Below are 18,362 nucleotides of genomic sequence, written 5' to 3'. Positions count from 1 at the left end.
GGGGCCGTGGGGTGGCCGGGGCTTGCCCTCGGTCGACGACGACGTACCTTGGAAGGAGGACACACATCCTGTGTCACACCCCTCTCACGTTTCGGAGCATCCCATGTCAGAGTCCACGTCGGCAGCGCCCCAGCCGTCCCAGTCCGTCCCCTCCCGCCGCCGAGTCGCCAGCAGCCTCGCGTGGGCGGTGCCGACCGTCGTCGCCGCCGCCGCTGCCCCCGCCGAGGCGGCCAGCCCTCTCCCGCGGATCGACCGCGTGTTCAGTGTCCGCCGCGCCACCACAGCAGACGTGCCCGGCGCGTCGGTGTCGGCCTGCGGCTCGACTTCGACCCGCTTGAGCGTCACCACGGACAACGTCAATACCTACTACCGGATCGCCAATGTGCAAGCCGGCTCCACGGTGACGAATGTGACCGCCTCCGTCCTGGTGCAGAAGGACATGGTGGATGCGATGGAGACTGGGAGGAACCCCACCACCTTCACCTGGACGAGCTCCACCCCGTCCTGGAGCACCCCGACCCGTGAGGTCTCCGGCACCACGCCGGTCCTGTACACCAACAACGGCATCCAGTACTACCGCTACGTCAGCAGGCTCCTCACCCCGGTACCCGCCCCCGTCTCAGGCACCATCACCCTGCCGCTCATCGGGTGGTACAGCAACTGCAGCACGACCCTCGCCGGCGTGTCGGTCAACGGGCGCGGCTCCGCCGTCGTGAACGGCAAGACCTTGGTCCAGATCGGCGCCTATCGGACGCTGTGACACCGGGCTCCGCCGGCTGACGCAGACCCGCGCACGCCGCTCGTGGCGGCCGTCATCCGCCGCCACGCCTCACACCCCGCGGAAGAACTCCCGCACGGCCGCCGTCAGGTGCTCCACGTCCCGCACGCCGCACATCTCGCGCGCCGAGTGCATGGACAGCAGGCCCAGGCCCACGTCCACGGTCCGGATGCCCAGGCGGGTCGCCGAGATCGGGCCGATGGTGGAGCCGCAGGGGACGTCGTTGTTCGAGACGAACTCCTGGAACGGCACCCCCGCCACGCCGCACCAGCGGGCGAACGCGGCCTCGCCCCCGGCGTCGGTGGCGTAGCGCTGGTTGGCGTTGATCTTCAGCAGCGGGCCGTGATTCACGCGCGGGTGGTTCACGGGATCGTGCCGCTCGGCGTAGTTCGGGTGCACCAGGTGGCCGGCGTCCGCGGACAGCAGCCAGGACCCCGCGATCGCCCGCGCCCGGCCCTGCCCGGCCACGCCGAGCGCCTCGAGCACGCGCCCCATGACCTCCTCGAGCAGCGGCCCGGCCGCCCCGGACCGCGACGCCGACCCCAGCTCCTCGTGGTCGAACGCGGCGAGCAGCGGGATCACCGGGGCGCCGGCCGCCTCACCGGCCACCCCGCCCGCGACGGTCCCCTCGTACGCGATCGCCCCCTCGGCGCCGCCGTGTTCGCGCGCCAGCTCCTCGAGCGCCACGAGACCCGCGTGCACCGAGCTCAGGTTGTCCAGCCGGCCCGACGCGAAGAACTCGCCCGCCAGCCCGAAGAGCCCGGGCGCCTGGGCGTCGGCCACCACGACGTCGTGCCCGCGCACCGCGGCCGGGTCCACGCCGGCGGCGGCCGCGAGCGCGGTCAGCACGTCACCGGGCACGCGGGCGGCCAGACCGTCGGCCTCCGCCTCGCCGGCGCCCTCGCCGCGCGGGGCGAGCGCCCCCACGACGGGGTTCGTGTGCCGCTGCCGCTTCAGCGTCAGCCCCTCGTTGACCTCGCGGTCCAGGTGGATGGCCAGCTGCGGGATGCGCCCCACGGGCCCGGTCGCGGCGAGCACCTGCGTGCCGTCGTCGAGGGCGAGACGCCCGGCGAACCGCAGCTCACGGTCCAGCCACGAGTTCAGCAGCGGGCCGCCGTACACCTCGACGCCGGCCTGCACCCAGCCGTCGGCCGTCACGGTGGCCGGGTTCGGCTTGAGCTTGAACCCCGGCGAGTCCGTGTGTGCGCCGAGCACGCGGAACACCGGCACGACGCCGGCGCTCTGCCCCGCCTCGTCCGGCCCGGCCGCGCGCGCCTCAGCACCCTCGTGGCGGCCCAGCGCCCCGGCACCCGTCGGCACGATCCAGGCCACCGCCGCGCCGTCGCGCACCACCACGTAGCCGCCCGGGGCCGACGGGAAGTCGACCGTCTCGTCCAGGCGGGTGAAGCCGACGGCCTCCAGGCGGCGTGCGACCTCCTCCGCGGCGTGGTAGCTGGAGGGCGAGGCGGTCACGAACTCGGCCAGGTCCCGCAGGTGGGCGGGCAGCTCGGCGACGGTGTCACGGGTCACGGGGGTCATGACCCGACCGTACCGCGCCCCACCATCCGTCCGACTACCCTGGCCCGAAAGCGGCCCCGGCCGCATCGCCCGCCCCGTCAGCGCAGGAGGAGCCCGCCGTGGACATCATGATCGCCGTCGCCGTGGGGGTCTTCCTCCTGGTGGCGTGGACCGTGGGCGGCTGGGCCATCGTGCGGATGGGCTTCACCCGGGACGGGGACGCGGCCCGCACCCCCGCCCACGACGACGGCGTCGCGCGTCCGACGCACCGTGGCCCGGCCGCGGACCCGGCCGCCGACCCCCACGTGATCTGGCGCGAGCAGATGAAGGCGGCCACGGCCGCCTCCGGGGCGCAGTGCGTCTGTCCGCCGCCGCCCCGCGAGGACGGCGGCGCCGAGGCGGGGACGAGCGCGCCGCCGTCGTCCCCGGACTGCCCGATCCACCGCTGGGACTACGCCTGAACCGCGGCCGGCCGGTCTGAGCGACCCCGGGCCGGGCCGGCGTCCGCGGCGTACGCGCCGGCGAGCGGGTCGGCGTCCGGGTGGCCGCCGTGGTCGCGCTTCACGAGGTCCTCGGCCGGGTGCAGCATCTCCCACACGACGCGCCCGCACAGCCACAGCACCGCGAGCATGTGGGCGAGGATCGCGGCCACGTAGACGGAGTCGTCCATGGAGTGCTGCGGCGGGGTCTCGGCCACCCCCTTGGCCAGGTACATCCACACGGCGAAGAAGTGCAGCGCCTCCACCGTCTGCCACACCCAGAAGTCCCGCCAGCGCGGCAGGGCGAGCGCCAGGAGCGGGATCAGCCAGACCACGAACTGCGGTGAGTACACCTTGTTGGTGAGCACGAACGCCGCCACCACCAGGAACGTCAGCTGCGCCAGCCGCGGGGTGTGCCGCACCCGCACGCCGAGCACGAAGATCCCGAGGCAGCACACCGCGAAGGTCCCGTAGGCCAGCAGGGTGAGGGAGTCCTCCGGCACGAACGCCCACCCGGCCTGCGCGGCGGTCACGTCCCACGCGTGCCACACGCTGGACAGGCCCGGCCCGCGCTCGCCAGAGAAGGTGAAGAACACGGACCACGCCTGGAAGTTCACCGCCATGAGCGGCACGTTGACCGCCGCCCACGCCGCCACCGTGCCCCCGGCCGCGAGCAGGAACGGCCGCCACCGCCGCGAGCGCACCGCCAGGATCAGCAGCGGCCCCAGGATCAGCAGCGGATACAGCTTCATGGCCGCGCCGAGGCCGAAGAGCACCCCCGCCGTCAGGGACCGGCCGCGCGACCACGCGTACATGCCGCACGCCAGCAGGGCCACGGCCCACAGGTCCCAGTTGATGGTGCCGGCCAGCACGATCCCCGGGGCCACGGCCACCATGAGCCCGTCCGTCCACCGGCGCCCCGCCATCCGGACGGTCAGCACCGCGACGACGGCCCACAGCACCACCACGAACCCGAGGTTCACGAGCCAGAACACCGCCGTGCCCTGCTCCGGCGAGAACGGCAGCGCCTGCGTGATCCAGGCCGCCACCGAGCCCACGACGGACATCAGCACGGGGTACTCGAACGTGGAGCCCTCCCGGAACGGCGCCCACGGGTCCGCCGCGAACCCGCGCCCGCCGTAGAGCGCGGCCCAGTCCGAGTAGCAGCCCGCGTAGTAGACGTCCGGGGCGCCCCAGCCGTGCAGCAGGCACGGTGACTTCTGCAGCACGGTCACGACGGCGGCCAGAGCCACCAGCAGCCCCGTCAGCGCCACGGGCCCGGCCCAGGAGCCGGTCCCCCGCCCCGGGCCGTTCGCCGCGAGGCCGCCGGCGAGCTGGAAGCGGCCGCCGCGCTCGCCGGGGGCGGGCAGGGCACCGGACGGTGCGCTGTCAGCGGAACGCCCAGCGGGGGCGCCCGGGGCGGTCACGGCGTCGCTCGGGGTGCCGTCCGCGGCGTGAGTGGGCGGCTCGCTGGGGGTCGCGGCGTGCGCGGTGGCCGGTCTCATGCCCCCATCCTAGGAAGCCGCCCGGACCCCGGACGGGCGGGGCCGCCGTCGTCGGTCGTAGACTGGCGGGGTTGATCCCCGGGTGAGCGCCCCGCCGAACGGTGTGGGCCCCCCGCGCGCGCTCCGCGTGCCAGCACCCGTTCCGGACAGTCGAGGAGAGAACCAGACCGTGGCCACCAACCCCATCCGCGTCGCCATCGCCGGCGTGGGCAACTGCGCAACATCCCTCATCCAGGGTGTGGAGTACTACCGCGAGGCGAAGGCCACGGACACGGTGCCGGGCCTGATGCACGTGCAGTTCGGCGTCTACCACGTGTCCGACCTCGAGTTCGTGGCCGCGTTCGACGTGGACGCGAAGAAGGTCGGCCTGGACCTGTCCGAGGCCATCACCGCCTCCGAGAACAACACCATCAAGATCGCGGACGTGCCCCACGCGGACGTCACCGTCCAGCGCGGCCCCACCCTGGACGGCCTCGGCAAGTACTACGCCGAGACCATCGAGGAGTCGGAGGCCGAGCCCGTGGACGTGGCCCAGGCCCTCCGCGACGCGGAGGTGGACGTGCTGGTCTGCTACCTGCCCGTCGGCTCGCAGCGGGCCACCGAGCACTACGCCCAGGCCGCGATCGACGCCGGCGTCGCGTTCGTGAACGCCCTGCCCGTGTTCATCGCCGGCACCCCGGAGTGGGCCGAGAAGTTCACCGCCGCGGGTGTGCCGATCGTGGGCGACGACATCAAGTCCCAGATCGGCGCCACCATCACCCACCGCGTGATGGCCAAGCTGTTCGAGGACCGCGGCGTCACCCTGGACCGCACCTACCAGCTCAACGTGGGCGGCAACATGGACTTCAAGAACATGCTCGAGCGTGAGCGCCTGGAGTCCAAGAAGATCTCCAAGACGCAGGCCGTCACCTCCAACACCTCCGCGCAGCTGGGCGAGAAGGACGTGCACATCGGCCCGTCCGACTACGTGGCCTGGCTCGACGACCGCAAGTGGGCGTTCGTGCGCCTCGAGGGCCGCAACTTCGGCGACGCCCCCGTCTCGCTCGAGTACAAGCTCGAGGTGTGGGACTCCCCCAACTCGGCCGGCGTGATCATCGACGCCGTGCGCGCCGCGAAGATCGCCCTGGACCGCGGCATCGGCGGGCCGATCCTCTCGGCCTCGTCCTACTTCATGAAGTCCCCGCCCGTGCAGCACAACGACGACGCGGCGCACGAGCTCGTGGAGGCCTTCATCCGCGGCGACATCGAGCGCTGACCAGCCCGGTCCCCGCGGACCGCGCACGACGCCGGCCCGTCACCTTCCCCGTGGAGGTGACGGGCCGGCGTCGTCGTGGGGGCGCGTGCCGCCCCGGCCACCGCGCTCAGCGCCGCGCGCCGAGCCGGTCCTCGATGGTGAGCCGGACGAGCTGGGCGTACATGGCCTGGCCGTCGGCGCGGGGGTGCACGCCGTCGGCGGAGAAGTCCGTGACGTGCTGCTTCGCCGCGGCGTCCCAGTCCGCCAGGACGATACGGTCCGGGTGGGCCTTGGCCTGCGCCTCCATCTGCACCTGCACGTCCGCGATCCAGTCCATCGGGCCGTGCGGCACCACGAGCACGAGCAGCCGGTCCTCGCCGACGGCCGCCAGGATCTTCTCCCAGTCGCCCCGGTGGGTGGTGCCGTTGGCGCCCAGGGCCACCACGACGACGTCGCTCAGCTGGCCGTCCGCCTTGAGCTTCTCGATCTCGTCCGCGGCGTCCCAGATCTGGTAGCCCACCTCCGCCTCGAGCAGCATCCCCGGCAGCTGCTCCAGGAGCGTGGGCGCGGCCGAGAGCGAGACGGAGTCGCCGATCAGGGTGACGTCCGGGCCGAGCTCGGACGGCGGCAGGGCCGCGGTGAGCTGCTCCTTGGAGTACGTGGGGCGCGTGACGGCCGGGTCGCCGAGCCCGAGCCCGGACGGCTCGGCGGACGACCCGGGCGAGGGCGTCGCACCGGCGGAGCCCTCCGCGTCCCCGGGGGCGGCCGAGCCGGGTGCCCCCGAGGCCGATGCCTCGGCCCGCTTCGTCTGCTCCGCAGCCCGGGACTCGCGGGCCGCCTGCTGGGCCGCCTGGGCGGCCTTGAGGGACTCCTCCGCCTGGGCGATGTCCTGCTCGAGCTGGGTCTGCGCGGGCGAGTGCACCACGGCGGCCACGGCCGCCGCGGGGACGGCCACGAGCCCCAGCGCCGTGGCGGCGGCCGCGAGCCGGCCGATCGGCCCGGCCCCGCCCGTGAACGCCCGCCGAGCGGCTGCGCCCCAGCGACCGAAGGCACCCGTGAACCCCTCGTGGAGGATGGGCTCCTCGATCAGCCGGGTGCTCAGGTCGGCGATCAGGGCGGTCAGCAGCAGGATCGCGCCGGCGGCCACGGGCTCGACCCACCCGGGGGCGTCCACGGGCACCATCACGCGCATGATCACGAGCAGCGGCCAGTGCCACAGGTACGCGGCGTAGGAGCGGCGCCCCCACCAGCGCAGGAACCCGTTGCCCAGCGCGCGCGAGAGCGAGTCGCGCCGGTCGCCCTGCACCACGTGCCAGACGATGAACGCGACGACGGCGGACAGGCCCGCCAGCACTCCGCGGTACGTGCTCGCGTGGCCGCCGTCGACCAGGGCGAAGCCCGCCGCGAGCACCGCGACGGCGCCCCACGCGACAGCCACCCGCGTGGCCGAGGTCCGCGGCTCGGGGCCGCCGTGCTCGGGCCGGGGCACATGGGCCAGGCCGATCGCCACGCACGCGCCGAACAGCAGGCCGAAGGCGTGGGTGTCCGTGCCGAAGTAGAGGCGGGCCTGCTCGAACCCGTGCCACGAGCCCCAGGCCATCCACGCCGCGGAGGCCACGGCCGCGACCGCGACCGCGAGGATACGACGTCGGTCCGCCACCCGCCCCGAGTTCACCGTGCTGCGCGGCGGCCAGGTGAGCAGGAGCAGCCCCCAGAGGAGCAGGGGCCAGAGGATGTAGAACTGCTCCTCGATCGCCAGGGACCACAGGTGCTCGAACAGAGGCGGCGAGGCGCGGTTGAAGTAGTCCCCGCCCTCGAGGATCATCACCCAGTTGCTGGTGTAGGTCAGGGCGCCGAACCATTGGCGACCCAGGCCCGCGGGGAACTCGTCCACCGCCAGCCACGCGAGCGCGGTGGTGCCCACGAGCGCCATCAGCATGGCCGGGATGAGTCGTCGGACGCGCTTCATCCAGAAGGTGCCCAGCGCCACGCCCCGGCCCGCGTCCACACCGCGGACCAGGCCGGTGGTGATGAGGAAGCCGGAGAGCACGAAGAACATGTCCACGCCCACGAACCCGCCGCGCAGGAAGGTGGGCCAGGCGTGGAAGACGAGCACGGCGAGCACCGCGATCCCCCGCAGCCCGTCGAGGGCGGTCACCCGGCCGGGGCCGCGGCTGACCCGCGTGCCGACCTTGACGGCGGGCACGCCGTCCTGGGGCGACAGGGCATGGCGGGGCACGGGCGCGGTGCGCTGGTCGGAACTCACAGCGGTCGATCATTCCATCCCGACCTGGATGGGCCAAAGCCTCCGGCTATCCCCACCCGCCCCACCGCGTTGGGGGCGGTTTCCGGTGGTATTCCACTCCCAAAGCACCGATTTCCGCCCCCGGAAGCGGGGGTGCGGGCGCCGGTCAGTGGTCGCGCAGCGCCTCGATGAGCTCGTCCTTGGTCATGGTGGAGCGGCCCTCGATGTCGAGTTCGCGGGCCCGCTTCGCGAGCTCGTCCTTGGTCCAGTCCTCGTAGGAGCCGGCCTCGCCGCCGCGCTCGGCGACCTCGTCCCGGCCGTCTCGGGCGGACGCGTTGGCGATCCGCGCGGCCTTCTCCTCGCTCGCGCCCTCGCGGCGCAGCGCCTCGTAGACCTCGGGGTCCTTGATGCTGGAGGTGCCGGGGCCCATGGGGGCGCCGTTCTTCTCGGTCTTCTTCTCAGCCATGCGGCCAGTGTGGTCCCGGCCCGACGACGGGTGGAAGATCCGCCGCGCCGCCTCAGTCCTGCTGGGCCTCCGGCTGCTCGGCCCACCAGCGCCGCAGCTCCGCCTCGGCCTCGGCCTGCTCGTGCGGGCCCTCGTCGAGGCGCCACTCGAGCAGGTGGTTGTACGCCCGCCCCACCACCGGGCCCGGGCGGATCCCCAGCAGCGCCATGATCTGCTGCCCGTCCAGGTCCGGCCGCACGGCGGCGAGCTCCTCGGCCTCGGCGATCTCGGCGATGCGCCGCTCGAGGTCGTCGTACGCGTGGGCCAGCCGCTCGGCCTTGCGCCGGTTGCGGGTGGTCACGTCCGAGCGGGTCAGCGCGTGCAGGCGGGGCAGCAGGTCGCCGGCGTCGTGGGCGTACCGGCGGACGGCGGAGTCGGTCCAGCCGGCGTCGCCGTAGCCGTAGAACCGCATGTGCAGCTCCACCAGACGGGCCACCGCCTTGATGGTGTCGTTGTCGAACTTCAGGGCACGCAGCCGCTTGCGGACGAGCTTGGCCCCCACGGTCTCGTGGTGCCGGAAGGTGACGGCCCCGCCCTTCTCGAAGCGGCGCGTGGCCGGCTTGCCGACGTCGTGCAGCAGCGCCGCCAGGCGCAGCACGGGGTCGGGGGTCGACGGCGCGTACTCACCCTCCAGCTCCATGGCCTGCTCCAGCACGGTCAGGGAGTGGGCGTAGACGTCCTTGTGGCGGTGGTGCTCGTCCGACTCGAGCTGCAGGGCGGGCAGCTCGGGCAGGACGTGGTCGGCCAGGCCGGTGCGCACGAGCAGGTCGAGGCCGGCGCGCGGGTGCGCCCCGCACACGAGCTTGACGAGCTCCTCGCGGACGCGTTCGGCGGAGATGATCGTGATCCGCTCGGCCATCGCGGCCATGGCCTGCTCCACCTCGGGGGCCACGGCGAAGCCGAGCTGGGAGGCGAAGCGGGCGGCGCGCATCATGCGCAGCGGGTCGTCGGAGAAGGAGTCCTCAGGGGTGCCGGGGGTGCGCAGCACGCCGGCGTGCAGGTCCCGCATGCCGCCGAAGGGGTCCACGAGCTCGAGGGCGGGCAGGCGCAGGGCCATGGCGTTGACGGTGAAGTCGCGGCGCAGCAGGTCGTCCTCGAGGCTGTCGCCGAAGGCCACCTGCGGCTTGCGGCTGGCCGGGTCGTACTGCTCGGCCCGGTAGGTGGTGACCTCGAGCTGCCAGCCGGCCTTGCGGAAGCCGATGGTCCCGAACCGCCGTCCCACGTCCCACGTGGCGTCCGCCCAGCCGGCGCCGACGGCCTCGGACGCGTCCGGGTCGGCGTCCGTGGTGAAGTCCAGGTCCGGCGACGACCGTCCCAGGAAGAGGTCGCGGACCGGGCCGCCCACCAGGGAGAGCTCGTGGCCGGCGGCCTCGAACCTCCGCCCCAGCTCCACGACGACGGCGGGCAGGGTGGCGTCCGCGGGGAAGCCGGGGGGCAGCGCGTGGGTGGTGGTGGTCAGATCCATGATGCCTACAAGGGTGCCAGACGGTCCCGGCACGGGCCCGCGCGGGCCGGGCTAGAGTTGACGGCATGACCCGCCCCGATCCCTCCGCGCACCGGGGCGCCCCCCTGCCCTCCGCGCTGGGGGCGTGGCGTCGCCGGCCGCAGCCGCCTCTGCGCCCCGTCACCCCGGCCCCCGCGGGACCCCGTTCCGCCGCTGCCGCCTCCCTGCCCACGGTGGAGGAGGTCTCCGCCGGCGGCGTCATCGTCCGCGAGCATGACGGCGGCCTCGAGGTGGCCGTGATCGCCCGCTACAACCGCGGTGGCCGGCTCGAGTGGTGCCTGCCCAAGGGCCATCCCGAGGGCGAGGAGGACCACCGGCAGGCGGCCGTGCGCGAGGTGGAGGAGGAGACCGGGATCGCCGGCCACATCCTCGAGCCGCTCGGCGCGATCGACTACTGGTTCACGGTCGCCCGGCACCGCGTCCACAAGACCGTGCACCACTTCCTGCTGCGCGCCACGGGCGGCGAGCTGACCACGGAGAACGACCCGGACCACGAGGCCGTGGACGTCGCATGGGTGCGCCTCGAGGACGTCGCGCGCCGCCTCTCCTTCGCCAACGAGCGCCGGATCGTCGACCTGGCCCGCCAGGTGGTCGACCAGCACTTCCCCCCGGGCGGTGCCCGGGGCCCCCGCCCCTGATCCACCGCCCCCGGCACGGGGCCTTCCGACCACGATTGGGTGACCCTTGAGCAGCAGACCCGCCCCGCGCCGAGCGCAGGACCCCGCCCACGCCGGCGTCGCCGACGAGGAGCCGACGACGACGGACCCCGCCCCCGCCACGGATCCGGCCGCCGTGGACCCCGCGGACGAGACCCCCGAGGGCGAGCGCCGCGCCGGCCGGTCCACCGCGATCATGGCCTCCGGCACGCTCCTCTCCCGCGTGCTGGGCCTCGTCCGTGCGACGCTGGTGACGGTGGCGATCGGCCTGTCCGCGGACATGGCCGACATCTTCGAGATCGCCAACTCCCTGCCGAACGTGATCTACCTGCTCCTGGTGGGCGGCGTGTTCAACGTCGTGCTCGTGCCGCAGCTGATCAAGCACGCCCGCGACGTCGACCGGGGCGCGGACTACACCTCCCGCCTGATGACGCTCGGCACGCTCGTGATGCTCGCCGGCACGGTGGTGGTCATGCTGGCGGCGGCCCCGCTCATGACGGCCCTGACCCGCGGCTGGTCGCCGGAGAAGCTCGAGATGGCCACCGTGTTCGCCCTGTGGTGTCTGCCCCAGGTGTTCTTCTACGGCATGTACGCGTTGGTGGGGCAGGTGCTCAACGCCAACGGGCGCTTCGGCGCCTACATGTGGGCGCCGGTGCTGAACAACGTCGTCGCGATCGGCGCGATCGTGCTGTACCTGGGCATGTTCGGGGCGTACCGGGCCGGGGACGACCTCGCCGGGTGGACGAGCGCACAGACGGTCGTGCTGGCCGGCGGCCACACCCTGGGCGTCGTGCTGCAGGCCGTGATCCTCTTCCTGCCGCTGCGCGGGCTCGGCCTGGGTCTGCGCCCGCGGTTCGGCTGGAAGGGCATCGGCCTGCGGGACACCGGCCGGATCGCCGGGTACACCCTGATCACGATGGTCGCCACGAACGTGGTGCTCCTGCTGTGCCAGCGGTACGTCACCTCTGCCACGGAGGCCCGCGACCGCGGCGAGCTGCGCATCCCGGGCACCGAGACCTGGAGCGCCGAGATGGCGCAGGCGGCCATCCCCGGGGTGGCCGCGTACAACATGGCGATGCTGATGGCCGTGCTGCCCCATTCGGTGTTCGTGCTCTCCCTGGCCACCGTGCTCTTCAACCGGTTGGCCCGCGCCATGGGCCGCCAGGACATGTCCGCGGTGCGGCGCACGACGGCGCAGGGTCTGCGCGCGTTCACCGTGCCGCTGATGTTCTGCCTCGCCGGCGTGGTGGTCCTGGCGGGCCCCCTGGGCCGCGTCTTCGGCTCGACGGCCGAGACGGCGATGGTGGCCGGCGTCGCGGTGGGCTCGGTTCTGCTCGCGCTGGCGCTGTCCATCCCGTTCCGCTCGGGCTCCTTCTACCTGCTGCGCGTGTTCTACGCCGCCGAGGACGCCAAGGTGCCGATGGTGGTCCAGGTCAGCGGCTCGCTCCTGATGCTGCTGCTCTCGTGGGCGGGCGCGATGCTGCTGCCGCTGTGGTCCATGGCCCTGTGGGTCGCGGTCGCCTCGTCCGTCTCGTACGTGTACCAGTTCGTCCTGACCCATGTGCTCACCGTGCGCCGGTTCGGGGACTACGGCCTCGCATCCGTGCTGCGTGCCCACGTCCAGACCGGCCTGGCCGCGCTGGCCGCGGCGGCCGCGGGCGTCGTCGTCGTGTGGCTGCTGGGCGGGTACACCGGCGGGTTCGCGTGGAACTCCATCGGGACGGCGCTGCTCACGTGCGCGGTGGCGGCCGTGGCGATGGGTCCGGTGTACCTGATGGTGCTGCGGGCCATGCGGTTCCCCGAGCTGGACGACGCCCTCCGGCCGCTCGTCGCTCGCGTGCCGGCGCTGGGTCGTCTGCTGCGCGTCGGCTGATCTCTGGCCGCGACGGCCACGCCACGTATCATCGGATTCCGACCCCGTCGTCAGGAGAAGAGCCCGTGCCCCAGCCCATCGCCGTCGGCGCCGTCCTGGGCGGCCGCTATCGCATCACCCAGCACGTGGTGACGTCCGCGGACCAGGACATGGTGTTCCTGGGCACGGACCAGGTGCTCAACCGCCGCGTCACCGTGCTCGTGGCCTCACGTGAGAACGCCACGCAGGTGGCCTCGTCCGCGCGGGAGCTGGCCACGGGCGAGCGCACCGACGACGTGCAGGTGCTCGACCTGGGGCTGTCCGAGGGCCGCACGTACCTGATCGCCGGCGGGGACCCCGACCCGGACGTCCTGCTGGGTCTGGCGTACCCGCAGGAGCTGTACGTGGAGCCGTTCCAGACGGACAGCCTCGGCTCCGAGCTGTTCGGCGAGTCGCGGACCGGAGACCCCCACGCCTACGACGACGACGAGGCGTACTACACCGACCTCGACCGCCGGCTCCGCGCGGACGAGCACGAGGCCCAGCGTCGTCCCGGGTTCCTGAACCGCCTCTCCGAGCGCCTCGCCGAGCGGGTCCGTCCCTCCGACGGCACCGCGGCGAAGGCGGCCGCCGGGGCGTCGGCCCTGGCCGCGGCGGACGCCGCCACCCGGAAGCAGCAGGAGGAGCGCGAGCGCGCGGAGCGGGAGGCCGCCGAGCGTGCAGAACGCGAACGCAAGGAGGCCGAGGAGAAGGCACGCGCCGAACGGGAGGCCGCGGAGCGGGCCGAGCGGGAGCGCAAGGAAGCCGCCGAACGCGCAGAACGCGAGCGTCGGGAGGCGGAGGAGCGTGCCGAGGAGGAGCGCCGCGCCGAGGCCGAGCGCGCCCGTCGCCAGGCGGAGCAGGAGGCCGAGGAGCGGGCCGCGCGCGAGCGGGAGGCCGAGCAGGCCCGGCTGGCAGCGGAGCGGGAGGAGGCCGAGCGCCGCGAGCTCGAGCGCCGGGCCGAGGCCCGCCGTCGTGCCGAGGAGGAGCGGGCCCGGGAGGCCGAGCGGCGCGAGGCTGAGAAGGCCGCGGAGCGGGAGGCCAAGGCGGGCACCGCCGCGCTTCCGGCCGTGGCGGCCGAGAAGACCGACGCACCGGAGCCGGTCGCCCCGGACACCGAGGCGATCCCCGTGCGGCGCCAGCGCCCCGTCCCCCGCCGAGAGATCGTGGCCGAGTCCGCGCCGACCGTGCGCGAGGAGTCCCGCGGCACGGCCGCGCCGGTCGCTGCCGGGGCCGCAACGGCGGCCACCGCGGCGGCTGCCGGTTCGACGTCCGCCGCCGCGGCTCCGGATGTCCAGGCCGCCCCGGCCACCACCGGGAGTGGTGACGGCGCCACGGTGGCCGACCCGGGCGACGGCAACGGCCGCACGCGCGGCGGCGGTCCGCTGGCCCTGCTCCTCGTGCTCGGCCTGCTGGCCGCACTCGTCGTGGGCGGGGTGCTGCTGGCCCAGAACCTGCGCGGCGGGCCGGCCCCGCAGGCCGCGGCCGCGTCGTCCGAGTCTGAGTCTGCGTCGTCCGAGTCCGCATCGGACACCCCGTCGCCGTCGGAGAGCACCAGCCCCTCCCCCACCCCGACCAGCGAGAGCGCCGCGGCCGCCCCGCAGCCCGTCCAGGCTCTGCGCTCGGTGCCGGACCTGCCGGAGCACGAGGCCGAGCACGACGCGGACCTGAGCAACCTCATCGACGGCGACCCCACCACCGTGTGGCGCACCTTCGCCTACGCACGGCCGAACTTCGGCGGCTATGTGGAGAGCATGAACCTCGTGGTCCAGCTCGAGGAGCGCACCGAGGTGAACGAGGTGACCCTGCAGAGCACGGGGGCCACCGGTGGCGCCTGGTTCGCCTACATCGCCGACTCCCCCGAGGGCGCGAACGCCCAGGAGATCGGCAACGGCACCTTCGACCAGGACACCGTCTCCATCCCCGTGCCCTTCGAGGGCGCCGAGGCCGAGGCCGAGTACGTGATCGTCAGCCTCACCTCGCTGCCCCAGCTGGAGGGCACGACGTCGGACCTCCCGTTCGGCCTGCGCCTCGGCGAGATCGCCGTCCGCTGACCCCGCGCCCGGGCGACGGCGCGCCGGACCTTCCGGCCGCCGTCGCCGGACGTCGTCGCACCGCGGCCCCGGCACCGCGGAATACCCGCCCGTGGCTCCGCCGTTGTCCTGGAGGAGCGTCCACCACCCCGATCCACTGGAGGAACCCGTGGCCCCCACCGCCCAGGACCAGAGCGTCCACAACGTCGTGATCGTCGGATCCGGCCCCGCCGGATACACCGCGGCGATCTACACCGCCCGCGCCGAGCTCTCCCCGGTCCTGGTGGCCGGGGCGGTGACCGCGGGCGGCGAGCTGATGAACACCACCGAGGTGGAGAACTTCCCGGGCTTCCCGGAGGGTGTGCAGGGGCCCGAGCTGATGGCGAACCTCGAGGCCCAGGCCCGCCGGTTCAACACGGAGGTGGTCTACGACGACGTCGTGCAGGCCGACCTGACGTCGAACCCCAAGGTGCTCACGCTCGGCGACGGCACCCAGCTGCGCACCCACGCGGTCATCCTCACGACCGGCTCCGCCTACCGGAAGCTCGGCGTTCCCGGCGAGGAGCGCCTCTCCGGCCACGGCGTCAGCTGGTGCGCCACGTGCGACGGCTTCTTCTTCCGCGAGCAGGAGATCGCGGTCGTGGGCGGCGGCGACTCCGCCATGGAGGAGGCCCTGTTCCTCACGAAGTTCGCGTCCAAGGTGACCGTGCTGGTCCGCAAGGACGAGCTGCGCGCCTCCAAGGTGATGGCCCACCGGGCCATGGAGAACGAGAAGATCGAGTTCCGCTGGAACACCGAGGTCACGGAGGTGACGGGTGACGACAAGGTCAACACCCTCCGCCTGCGGGACACCCGCACCGGCGAGGCGTCCACGCTGGACGTGACCGGCCTGTTCGTCGCCATCGGCCAGGACCCGCGCACGGACCTGGTGCAGGGCCAGGTGGAGCTCACGGAGCACGGCACGATCCGCATCGACCATCCGTCCTCGCGGACCTCCCAGCCGGGCGTCTTCGCCGCCGGCGACGTCACGGACCACACCTACCGCCAGGCCATCACCGCCGCCGGCTCGGGCTGCGTGGCCGCCCAGGACGTGGAGCACTACCTCGCGACCGTGGCCGACGTGGAGGAGGCCGCGCCGGCCGGCCCGGAGTCGGACGCGGTTCCGGCATGAGCCACTGACTCATGACCCCTGACAGAGCGTCATGAGTCATGTCGATAACACCCCTGTCCACCCTCGTCAGACACAGAACGACCCCCAGGAGGCTGCCATGAGCACCATCACCGTCACCGACGCCGACTTCGACCAGAAGGTCCTCCAGTCCGAGCTGCCCGTCCTCGTGGACTTCTGGGCCGAGTGGTGCGGCCCGTGCCGCATGCTCGGGCCCGTCCTGGAGGACATGGCCGTGGAGCACGAGGGCAAGGCCGTGATCGCCAAGCTCAACGTGGATGAGAACCCGGCCATCGCCGCGCGCTACGGCGTCACCTCCATCCCGCTCGTCGTGGGCTTCCAGAACGGCGAGAAGGTCGTCGAGTCCGTGGGCGCCAAGCCCAAGGCCGCGCTGGAGAAGGAGTTCTCGGCCCTGCTCGGCTGAGCCCCTCCCCCACTCACCACGACGGCCCCGTCACCCGAGAGGGTGACGGGGCCGTCGTGCGTCGATCTTCAGGACCAGCGGCGGGTGCCCGTGGACGCCGTCCGCGGGAAGTCCGGATCAGGACTTCTTGCCCTTCCCCTTGCCGTCCTGACCGCCCTGGATGAGGTCCATGATGCGGTTCAGGTCCTCCACGGTGGTGAAGTCGATGGCGATGCGACCCTTGCGCGCGCCGAGGGTGATCTTCACGGCGGTGTCCAGGCGGCTGGTGAGCGCGGTGGCGTAGTGATCCAGGCGCTCGTGGCGGGCGTCGTCCGTGCTGCGCCGCGGCGTACGGCCCGGCCGGAGCCCGCCCTGCAGCTGCGCGACAGCCTCCTCCGTGGCCCGGACGGACAAGCCCTCCGACTGGATCCGCTGCGCCAGACGCTCCATGTCCGACGGGTCCGTGAGACCGAGCAGCGCGCGAGCATGACCGGCCGAGAGCGTGCCGGCGGCGACGCGGCGCTGCACGAGGGGCGGCAGCTTGAGCAGCCGCAGCGTGTTGGAGATCTGCGGACGGGAACGGCCGATGCGCTGGGAGAGCTCTTCCTGCGTGCAGGCGAAGTCCTCCATGAGCTGCTGGTAGGCGGCGGCCTCTTCGAGCGGGTTCAGCTGGGAGCGGTGCAGGTTCTCCAGCAGGGCGTCCCGCAGGAGGTCCTGGTCCGGAGTCTGGCGGACGATCGCCGGGATGGTGTCCAGGCCGGCCTTCTGGGTAGCGCGCCACCGGCGCTCGCCCATGATCAGCTCGTAGGGGGTGGGGCCGTCCACCTCGCGCACGACGATCGGCTGCAGGATGCCGACTTCGCGGATCGAGGTGACCAGTTCCGCCATGTGGTCCTCGTCGAACACCTCACGCGGCTGCCGGGGGTTGGGGTGGATGTCCCCCACCGGGATCTCCCGCAGGACCGCGATGTCCGCGGACACGGTCCCCTCGGTCGCGACGGGGTCCGCGGTCGAGTCCGCCGGTTCCTTCCTCGACGACGTCGCGGAGGTGGCACGCTTGCTGGGCGCCTTCACCGTCGGCATGGCCGGACGCCCCTTGGTTGGCCGCGCTGCGGGTGCATCCTCGGAGTCTGCGGAGAAGAACACGTCGACGGGACGCTGCGCGGGTCGCGAGGCACGCTTCGACGAGGTGGGCCCTGCCTTGGTGGCGGACGTGGCGTTCCTGCCAGCCGCAGCCGTTGATTTCCCGGCCTGTGTCGTTCGGCCCGCGGTCTTCCGCTGCGAGGCCGACGGGGCGCGCTCGTTGGACTCCCCTGGCGTCTCGGTCGTCGCGGTGCTGCGCGTCGATGTCGTGGTGGCCTCCGCTGCCGCGGCAGCCTTCGGGCCGCTCTTCACCGGCACCGCAGAGTCCTTCGGGGAGGTGGCCTCGGCGTTTTCTTCCGGGGCTTCTACAGTGCTCTGGATCAGGGCGCCGAGGCCTCGCCCCAGGCCTCCTCGACGGCTCGTCTTCAACGGGTCCTCCTGCAGTGAGTGGGTCTGGAATCAGTGTAGGTGAGCGGCCTGGTCTCGATGGTCCCGGGCGGCGGGAAGACACTTCTCAAGGTGCTCTGGCCCTGACCACCGGGGGCGCGCGAGGGCCTGACACGTGCAAGGGGCGCGGCGAGGTTCGGGCCTCGGTTCTGGGGTGAGACGTCCGTATTGGGCCCGGACGGCAGGATGTGGGCGCGCGGACAGCACCTGCCGCGAGCGTGAGTGTTTCACGTGGAACACTCAGAGTGGGGGCGCTTCGGAAGGGTGCCGCTGCAATCCTCAAGACCTCCTCGTGTTCCCTCTCGAGGTTCACTCGTTTCACATGAAACGCGAGCCCGCGTCGACGAGCGGACGGTATCAGAATCACGGCTGCTCGGTTTGTTTTCTATGTGCTCCCCGGCCGATCACCTCCCGTGCGGACGATACTCAGATTGCTGGTTACCCGCATGATGATGTGCCTCATCTTGTGTGAAATGCCGGACCAGCAACGAAGCACTCGTCTCACTCCCCCGCGGTGCGATGTGAACACTCGAATCACCGAGCGGATGAGCTCGGCTACTCGTCGCTTCGCCGTCAGTGCTTCCTCGCACTCGCGCAGCTGACGAATTGAACGTTGCTTCACCATCCGCGTTTCACGTGAAACACGGACGAATCTGTCATCCAAGTACGACATGAGTTCGGGTGGGCCACGTGCTCGCTCACCTGCGAGTCAGTGCCACATTCCTGCGCCATTCTCAGTCAGCTCGCTCCCGGCACGGAACGTGTGCTCCCTGGATTGCCCGAGGTGGGGACCTCGCGGCACGGCCCTTTGTCCCGGAGCTCGTTTCACGTGAAACGTATCGTTCGAAGATTCGACCGCGCGCTCATCCATGGAAGCTCGCCCACCAGCGGGTCGCACTCCGAGGCCGGCGTG

At 72.8% G+C, this 18,362-nt stretch carries 14 protein-coding genes; 8 read left to right on the top strand and 6 right to left on the bottom strand.

Going from position 1 to position 18,362, the window contains the following annotated elements; translation table 11 throughout:
• The first annotated feature begins 187 nt into the window (after window positions 1-187).
• Window positions 188-760 (top strand): hypothetical protein, encoded by a 573-nt coding sequence (locus ACZ1IK_RS09360; protein WP_145951281.1) that lies wholly within the window; start codon window positions 188-190, stop codon window positions 758-760.
• 69 nt (window positions 761-829) lie between these two features.
• Here ACZ1IK_RS09360 and ACZ1IK_RS09355 read toward each other — a convergent pair whose 3' ends face one another.
• Window positions 830-2,317, bottom strand: coding sequence for a M18 family aminopeptidase (locus ACZ1IK_RS09355; RefSeq protein ID WP_465098477.1), 1,488 nt, complete (start codon window positions 2,315-2,317; stop codon window positions 830-832).
• Between the two features lie 107 nt (window positions 2,318-2,424).
• On the opposite strand from ACZ1IK_RS09355, the gene ACZ1IK_RS09350 reads away from it, so the two are divergent.
• Complete coding sequence (locus tag ACZ1IK_RS09350; RefSeq protein WP_465098478.1) at window positions 2,425-2,757, top strand: hypothetical protein; 333 nt, start codon at window positions 2,425-2,427, stop codon at window positions 2,755-2,757.
• Here the strand turns inward: ACZ1IK_RS09350 and ACZ1IK_RS09345 are convergent.
• Window positions 2,748-4,280: a glycosyltransferase family 87 protein gene (locus ACZ1IK_RS09345; RefSeq protein ID WP_465098476.1), complete on the bottom strand. Its 1,533-nt coding sequence runs from the start codon at window positions 4,278-4,280 to the stop codon at window positions 2,748-2,750. The genes ACZ1IK_RS09350 and ACZ1IK_RS09345 overlap by 10 nt on opposite strands.
• A gap of 169 nt (window positions 4,281-4,449) precedes the next feature.
• Between ACZ1IK_RS09345 and ACZ1IK_RS09340 the strand changes: the two genes are divergently transcribed.
• Window positions 4,450-5,535: an inositol-3-phosphate synthase gene (locus ACZ1IK_RS09340; RefSeq protein ID WP_122054781.1), complete on the top strand. Its 1,086-nt coding sequence runs from the start codon at window positions 4,450-4,452 to the stop codon at window positions 5,533-5,535.
• A gap of 106 nt (window positions 5,536-5,641) precedes the next feature.
• Here ACZ1IK_RS09340 and ACZ1IK_RS09335 read toward each other — a convergent pair whose 3' ends face one another.
• The 3 genes from ACZ1IK_RS09335 to ACZ1IK_RS09325 all read right to left on the bottom strand — a co-directional run bounded on the left by ACZ1IK_RS09335 (window position 5,642) and on the right by ACZ1IK_RS09325 (window position 9,729).
• On the bottom strand, window positions 5,642-7,780 hold the full coding sequence (locus ACZ1IK_RS09335) for an acyltransferase family protein (protein ID WP_223247491.1): 2,139 nt from the start codon (window positions 7,778-7,780) through the stop codon (window positions 5,642-5,644).
• Between the two features lie 145 nt (window positions 7,781-7,925).
• Window positions 7,926-8,225, bottom strand: a complete 300-nt coding sequence (locus tag ACZ1IK_RS09330) for a DUF7218 family protein (protein ID WP_070708933.1) — start codon at window positions 8,223-8,225, stop codon at window positions 7,926-7,928.
• Between the two features lie 52 nt (window positions 8,226-8,277).
• A complete protein-coding gene (locus ACZ1IK_RS09325) occupies window positions 8,278-9,729 on the bottom strand; it encodes a CCA tRNA nucleotidyltransferase (protein ID WP_465098475.1) in 1,452 nt (483 codons plus the stop codon).
• A 65-nt stretch (window positions 9,730-9,794) separates the two neighbouring features.
• Between ACZ1IK_RS09325 and ACZ1IK_RS09320 the strand changes: the two genes are divergently transcribed.
• From ACZ1IK_RS09320 to trxA, 5 genes are all read left to right on the top strand, one after another.
• Window positions 9,795-10,406 carry an NUDIX hydrolase gene (locus tag ACZ1IK_RS09320; protein ID WP_041102508.1) on the top strand — a complete coding sequence of 204 codons (612 nt, stop codon included), beginning with the start codon at window positions 9,795-9,797 and terminating at the stop codon, window positions 10,404-10,406.
• 46 nt (window positions 10,407-10,452) lie between these two features.
• The gene (gene murJ / locus ACZ1IK_RS09315) at window positions 10,453-12,297 is read left to right on the top strand and encodes a murein biosynthesis integral membrane protein MurJ (protein ID WP_465098474.1); all 1,845 of its coding nucleotides are present in this window, start codon (window positions 10,453-10,455) and stop codon (window positions 12,295-12,297) included.
• A gap of 65 nt (window positions 12,298-12,362) precedes the next feature.
• Complete coding sequence (locus ACZ1IK_RS09310) at window positions 12,363-14,369, top strand: hypothetical protein (protein WP_465098473.1); 2,007 nt, start codon at window positions 12,363-12,365, stop codon at window positions 14,367-14,369.
• Between the two features lie 148 nt (window positions 14,370-14,517).
• Entirely contained in the window at window positions 14,518-15,519 is a 1,002-nt protein-coding gene (trxB, locus tag ACZ1IK_RS09305; protein WP_044659947.1) for a thioredoxin-disulfide reductase, read from the top strand.
• Window positions 15,520-15,550: 31 nt separating this feature from the next.
• Window positions 15,551-15,940, top strand: coding sequence for a thioredoxin (gene trxA / locus ACZ1IK_RS09300; RefSeq protein WP_326847851.1), 390 nt, complete (start codon window positions 15,551-15,553; stop codon window positions 15,938-15,940).
• A gap of 117 nt (window positions 15,941-16,057) precedes the next feature.
• Here trxA and ACZ1IK_RS09295 read toward each other — a convergent pair whose 3' ends face one another.
• Window positions 16,058-17,431 carry a ParB/RepB/Spo0J family partition protein gene (locus ACZ1IK_RS09295; protein ID WP_210079110.1) on the bottom strand — a complete coding sequence of 458 codons (1,374 nt, stop codon included), beginning with the start codon at window positions 17,429-17,431 and terminating at the stop codon, window positions 16,058-16,060.
• Between the last annotated feature and the right edge of the window lie 931 nt (window positions 17,432-18,362).

The organism is Micrococcus sp. CS26, from assembly GCF_055522295.1.
The sequence above is the reverse complement of the archived record's forward strand: the minus strand, read 5'-3'. Positions and strand labels throughout refer to the sequence as shown.

Coding starts and splice junctions, on each gene's coding strand:
- ACZ1IK_RS09355 (WP_465098477.1), bottom strand. CDS start 2,317: ATGACCCCCGTGACCCGTGACACCGTCGCCGAGCTGCCCGCCCACCTG.
- ACZ1IK_RS09350 (WP_465098478.1), top strand. CDS start 2,425: ATGATCGCCGTCGCCGTGGGGGTCTTCCTCCTGGTGGCGTGGACCGTG.
- ACZ1IK_RS09345 (WP_465098476.1), bottom strand. CDS start 4,280: ATGAGACCGGCCACCGCGCACGCCGCGACCCCCAGCGAGCCGCCCACT.
- ACZ1IK_RS09330 (WP_070708933.1), bottom strand. CDS start 8,225: ATGGCTGAGAAGAAGACCGAGAAGAACGGCGCCCCCATGGGCCCCGGC.
- ACZ1IK_RS09325 (WP_465098475.1), bottom strand. CDS start 9,729: ATGGATCTGACCACCACCACCCACGCGCTGCCCCCCGGCTTCCCCGCG.
- ACZ1IK_RS09320 (WP_041102508.1), top strand. CDS start 9,795: ATGACCCGCCCCGATCCCTCCGCGCACCGGGGCGCCCCCCTGCCCTCC.
- trxA (WP_326847851.1), top strand. CDS start 15,551: ATGAGTCATGTCGATAACACCCCTGTCCACCCTCGTCAGACACAGAAC.